The organism is Algibacter sp., assembly GCF_029245835.1.
In the GTDB taxonomy this organism is placed as follows: Bacteria; Bacteroidota; Bacteroidia; order Flavobacteriales; family Flavobacteriaceae; genus Algibacter_B.
This window is the reverse complement of record NZ_JAQWOO010000054.1, coordinates 1-5451: the sequence shown is the minus strand read 5'-3', so window position 1 is coordinate 5451 and position 5451 is coordinate 1. Positions and strand designations below refer to the sequence as shown.

The 5451-nt window shown below is 33.7% G+C and carries 6 protein-coding genes; all 6 read left to right on the top strand.

What is annotated here, in order from left to right; genetic code table 11:
* On the top strand, window positions 1-624 hold a 624-nt coding region (locus P8K68_RS09135; RefSeq protein WP_300249859.1), incomplete at its 5' end, for a GH3 auxin-responsive promoter family protein.
* 300 nt (window positions 625-924) lie between these two features.
* The gene (locus tag P8K68_RS09130) at window positions 925-2613 is read left to right on the top strand and encodes a hypothetical protein (RefSeq protein WP_300249856.1); all 1689 of its coding nucleotides are present in this window, start codon (window positions 925-927) and stop codon (window positions 2611-2613) included.
* A gap of 12 nt (window positions 2614-2625) precedes the next feature.
* Window positions 2626-3681: a hypothetical protein gene (locus P8K68_RS09125; RefSeq protein WP_300249854.1), complete on the top strand. Its 1056-nt coding sequence runs from the start codon at window positions 2626-2628 to the stop codon at window positions 3679-3681.
* Window positions 3671-4729, top strand: coding sequence for a dTDP-glucose 4,6-dehydratase (gene rfbB, locus P8K68_RS09120; protein WP_300249852.1), 1059 nt, complete (start codon window positions 3671-3673; stop codon window positions 4727-4729). Before P8K68_RS09125 ends, rfbB begins: the two co-directional genes overlap by 11 nt.
* Window positions 4730-4831: 102 nt before the next feature.
* Window positions 4832-5182 (top strand): four helix bundle protein, encoded by a 351-nt coding sequence (locus tag P8K68_RS09115; RefSeq protein ID WP_300249861.1) that lies wholly within the window; start codon window positions 4832-4834, stop codon window positions 5180-5182.
* Window positions 5183-5262: 80 nt separating this feature from the next.
* The coding region (locus tag P8K68_RS09110) for a sugar phosphate nucleotidyltransferase (protein ID WP_300249850.1) at window positions 5263-5451 on the top strand (189 nt) is incomplete at its 3' end.

The window sequence follows — 5451 nt, the reverse complement described above, 5'->3', positions numbered from 1 at the left end:
ATGTTGCTTCAGCTTAATTCAGGTATTTTTTATGAGTTTATTAAAGCGGACGAATTTTTTAATGAAAATCCAAAACGCATCACGATTGCAGATGTTGAGGTTGACGTAAATTATGTGATGATCATCTCAACAAATGCAGGCCTTTGGGCGTACAATTTAGGAGATACTGTACAGTTTACTTCAACTAAACCTTATCGCGTGATTGTTTCAGGGCGTATAAAACATTTTATTTCTGCTTTTGGCGAACATGTTATTGGTAAAGAAGTAGAACAAGCGATGCAGGAAGCAACTTTAAATTCTAATATTAGAGTTTCAGAGTTTACGGTAGCTCCACAAATAAATCCTACAGCAGGACTACCCTATCATGAATGGTTTATAGAATTTGAAAACGAACCAGAAGACCTTTCCGCTTTAGCGAAAAAAATAGACGAATCCCTTCAAAAACAAAACACCTATTATTTCGATTTAATTAAAGGGCATGTATTACAACCCCTCAAGATAACTAAAGTGAAACCAGGCGGTTTTAAAGCATACATGAAATCTATTGGGAAATTAGGCGGACAAAACAAGCTTCCTAGATTATCAAATGATAGAAAAATAGTTGACAAACTGAGTTCGACGTAAAAGCAATTTGAATTTAAGGAAAAAGCCAATACTATCATAGGTTGCCACCTTGAGCATTGGTAAAAATGTTTTTTTTCATTAAAAGTATCTGCAAAGCAAACTGAAAGGTCTTGAAAAGAGATGCATTTTATTAGAATCGACTACCTGTCTGCTGGCAATCGGAAACCTAACCTGATATTGAAACAGTAAGATTTTGATTATTAGTTGATTAAATCCAATTTTGTATCGAATTCAGGTTGATGATTTTTCGTGTATAAATTAACACAAATAATAGTATCTTTGGCGCGATTAAATTAAACTATGCCTAGTAAAAAACATCATGAGAGAACTCGTGCTCAAGAAAGCTCGAACGCTATTGAGCGGATGTACATTACTATGCGCCACCTATTTAACAGAGGGTTTTATAAACCTATGGGGATTTCTGGTGAGACTTTACGAAACACATTACTATTATTAAGACCAGAAATTTACGGATCTGTAGGTGATGAAAAAGCAGAGCTTGAAGGTTTAATTTATGTTATTGACAGACTTCCAAAAGGTATTGAAGCGTGTACATTTATAAATTTAACAAGTGATGAAGGCTATGCTACCTCGCATTTTAAAGCGATTATTCCTAAAAAGCGTCGTCGGAATTGTTATAGGATTGACAATGAGCAAATGAATATTGAGATTACCCGAGGGCGATCAGAAATTTACGATATTCTCACACATCTCACCTTTCTTTTTATAGAATCTCACAAAATTGGCAAGCGTGTTTTAATTGATGAAGAAGGCACCACAACAAGAGATTGGATAAAACTAGAAAAAGCTGTTTTGTCTAAAAAGAAACTGAGTCAAGAAGAACGCGAGGTGGCTATTACCCATACCGCAAATATATTAGGCAGAACCTTTAATGAATTGACTACTATTTACAGTGCGTTTGCCATCCCTTCTCAACCAGAACGATTACTGCATATTGTATACTGGTTAGGCAAACTAGCTATTGAAGAACTCATAAATAATAACAAACGAACCGTGACGTTTAGTCCGGTGTTAAGAGAACGTATAGGGCACCATATTCATGGTGAAATTTGGGCAGACGCCATAAAAGAGGCCTTGTATAAAAATGGGTTGTTAGACAGACCACTTCATATTATTAGTGCCAATATGCATAGTGTTATGAATGTGCTTTACGCTCCAAACGCGCTAAAACCAAATACACAAAAGAATGATATATTTGATATATATCAATCCTTGAGTAAAAAAGAAAATGAAAGGCTGCGCAATAAAGTATCGAAAGAAGCGTTGCAGAAAGGCATGATTTATATTAAGGACCAATCTGGAGCTAATATTGATGTTCAAATATTCGATACCAATACCTTCGACGTTTCTAAAATGGATATTAAATTATCCGAAACACGTTTAGAACAAAATAAACCTGTTATATTGGTCATGGATTATGCTTTTGGCGAACAGGCCTATGAAACTATTGATGAGTTACTCAAACCTTATAAGCAGAAAGGGAAGCCATACCACCTGAATGTAGCATCGATATCCATTATGGGCAAAGCGGGTATTTTGGAAGGCGATAAAGGCGATATTATGATTCCAACAGCGCATGTTTTCGAAGGGACAGCAGATAATTATCCTTTTAAAAATGAATTAAAAAAAGAAGATTTTGAAGGTCATGGCATAAGTATCTGCACCGGTTCTATGATTACGGTTTTAGGGACCTCATTACAGAACAAGGATATTTTAAAGTTTTTTAACAATTCCACATGGCAGATTATTGGTTTAGAAATGGAAGGAGCGCATTATCAAAAAGCCATTCAAGCCGCCGCTAAAGTGCGTGGCAGTATAAAGCCAGATGTCAAAGTGAGATATGCTTATTATGCCAGTGATAATCCTTTAAAAACAGGAGCAACATTGGCATCAGGCGGTTTAGGAAATACGGGTGTTAAACCCACCTACGTGATAACAAGAACAATTTTAGAACAAATATTTAATTAATAAAGTATCATTATGAGTAAAGAGTTACAACAAGCACCAGAATCTGAAGAAGTAGATTTAGGGCAATTGTTTAAAATGATTGGGAATATGTTTAACCGACTATTTCGGTTTGTAGGCGGCATTTTTAAGGCTATATTTTCTGTAATTATTTACACCTTAAAGGTACTCATTGATAATTATCTGCTTATCATTTTATCTATGATAATTGCAGGTGTTATAGGTTATAGTTTGGAAAAATCAAAAAGTGATGTTTATATTTCTGAAATGTTAGTTAAACCTTATTTTGACAGTAAATTTCAGTTGGTTACGAATATAAATTATTACAATGCATTGATTGCAGATGAAGACTACTCGCAATTAGGAAGCTTATTTAAAATAAATGAAGAAGCTACTAAAAGTCTTATTGGGTTTGAAATTAGCCCAGGTCCTGAAACAGAAAATGATCGTATTTTGCTATACGAGAAGTTTATTGTAGCTGTAGATAGTGTGAGGGCGCAAGATATTTCGTTTGAAGATTATTTAGAAAATAGAAGTGTTTATTCAGGAGATATTTTTCAGATTTCTGTAAAATCTCATAAAAAAAATATTTTTAGGTCTTTAGAGGATGGCTTAAATTCTACCTTTACTAATACCTATTCTGTAAAGAAAATGCAAAAAAGAGATTCGCTTATAAGTCTTGATAAAGACCGAGTGCGTAAATCATTAATTCAAGTAGATTCTCTGAAAAAAGTATATATTAAAGTAATGCAATCTGAATCTACTTCAAATAATTCTCCAGTTACTTTAAAGGATGGCATGTCATTAGTTCAAGAACGTGTACAAACAAAGGAATTTGAATTATTATCTAAAGAACTTGAACTAAGAAGAGAATTAACAAGATTAGAATCTCAGCAAGTAGAAGAAGATGTCTATTTTGATACTATTTCAAGCTTTCAAGATGTAGGGTCTCTTTACACAACTATTTTCGATAAATATACCCTGCTATTTCCAGTTTTTACATTTATTTTATTAAGCTTGATATTTATGTCTTATAAGTTGATCAAATTTGTAAAGGCTTATGAAGACTAAATCTATTTTAATAACAGGAGGCGCCGGTTTTATAGGCTCTCATGTGGTACGGCTCTTTGTAGAAAAGTATCCCAATTATCATATCTATAATCTAGATGCGTTGACTTATGCAGGAAATCTAGAAAATTTAAAGGACATTGAGCACAAGCCTAATTATACCTTTCTTAAAGCGGATATAACAGATGAAGCTGTTTTAGAGACACTTTTTAGCACCCATAAGTTTGAAGGCGTCATTCATTTAGCGGCAGAGTCTCATGTAGATCGCTCTATTGAAGACCCTTTGGCATTTGTTAAAACCAATGTTATGGGTACCATGACTCTTTTAAATGCTTTTAAAACCTGTTGGAAGGATGATTTTAAAAACAAACGCTTTTATCATGTCAGTACCGATGAAGTTTATGGTACATTAGGACAAATAGGTTTGTTTACTGAAACCACGGCTTACGACCCGAATTCCCCCTACTCAGCGTCTAAGGCAAGTTCTGATCATTTTGTAAGAGCTTATGGTGAAACCTATAAAATGCCTTACGTTATTACTAACTGTTCTAATAATTATGGTCAAAATCAATTTCCCGAGAAGTTAATTCCTTTGTTTATAAACAATATTATTAATAACAAACCTTTACCTGTTTATGGTGATGGGAACTATACCAGAGATTGGTTGTATGTTAAAGATCATGCCATAGCCATAGATCTAGTATATCATAAAGGAATTAACGGTGAAACTTATAATATTGGAGGTTTTAACGAGTGGAAAAATATAGATTTGGTTAGGCTATTATGTCAACAAATGGATTTGGAATTAGAACGACCAAAAGGGGCTTCAGAACAATTAATCACGTATGTAAAAGATCGTCCAGGACATGACTTACGTTATGCTATTGACGCATCAAAGATTAAAAACGAATTAGGCTGGGAGCCATCGGTTACTTTTGAACAAGGTCTTGAAATAACTATTAAATGGTATTTGAATAACACCCATTGGTTAAATAATGTTACGAGTGGAGATTATAAAAAATATTTTCAAAAGCAATATTTGGGTAGTTGAAAAAAGGGTGTGGGGTTGATGTTGTTGTGAAGGTGTATGGTTAAAAAGGTTATAAAGTTAAAAAGTACTATAGTTAAGAAGTTAAGCAGGTAATTGAATAATATACAATCACATAAAGATTTAAAGGTTTGGCAGGAGTCCATGACACTCGTTACTCAAATTTATAAGATTACTGAAGATTTCCCTAAGCATGAGATTTATGGACTTACTTCTCAAATTCGAAGAGCAGCTGTTTCAATAGCTTCAAATATTGCAGAAGGCGCAGGCAGAAAGGGGAACAAGGAATTTTCAAGGTTTTTATATATCGCATTAGGATCGCTTTCAGAGGTAGAAACCCAATTAGAAATTTCTCAAAGACTTAATTATATTAGTCATATAGAAGACGAAAACAAACGCATCTATTTTATCAGAAATATGCTAGCAAATTTAATTAAAAGTATAAATAAACCATAACCGCATAACCCTTTAACCATAACAGTATAACCATATAACAGTATAACCCCATAACAATATAACCACATAACCTTTAACAAATGAAAGGCATCATATTAGCAGGAGGCTCAGGAACAAGATTACACCCATTAACATTATCAGTAAGTAAGCAACTCATGCCTATTTACGATAAACCGATGATTTACTATCCGCTTTCTACACTCATGTATGCTGGGATAAAAGACATATTAATTATATCTACACCTAAAGATTTACCCTTATTTAAGGAT

What these genes read in the sequence shown, in the direction of transcription:
- P8K68_RS09130 (WP_300249856.1), top strand. Translation starts at nt 925, where the DNA reads ATGCCTAGTAAAAAACATCATGAGAGAACTCGTGCTCAAGAAAGCTCG.
- P8K68_RS09125 (WP_300249854.1), top strand. Translation starts at nt 2,626, where the DNA reads ATGAGTAAAGAGTTACAACAAGCACCAGAATCTGAAGAAGTAGATTTA.
- rfbB (WP_300249852.1), top strand. Translation starts at nt 3,671, where the DNA reads ATGAAGACTAAATCTATTTTAATAACAGGAGGCGCCGGTTTTATAGGC.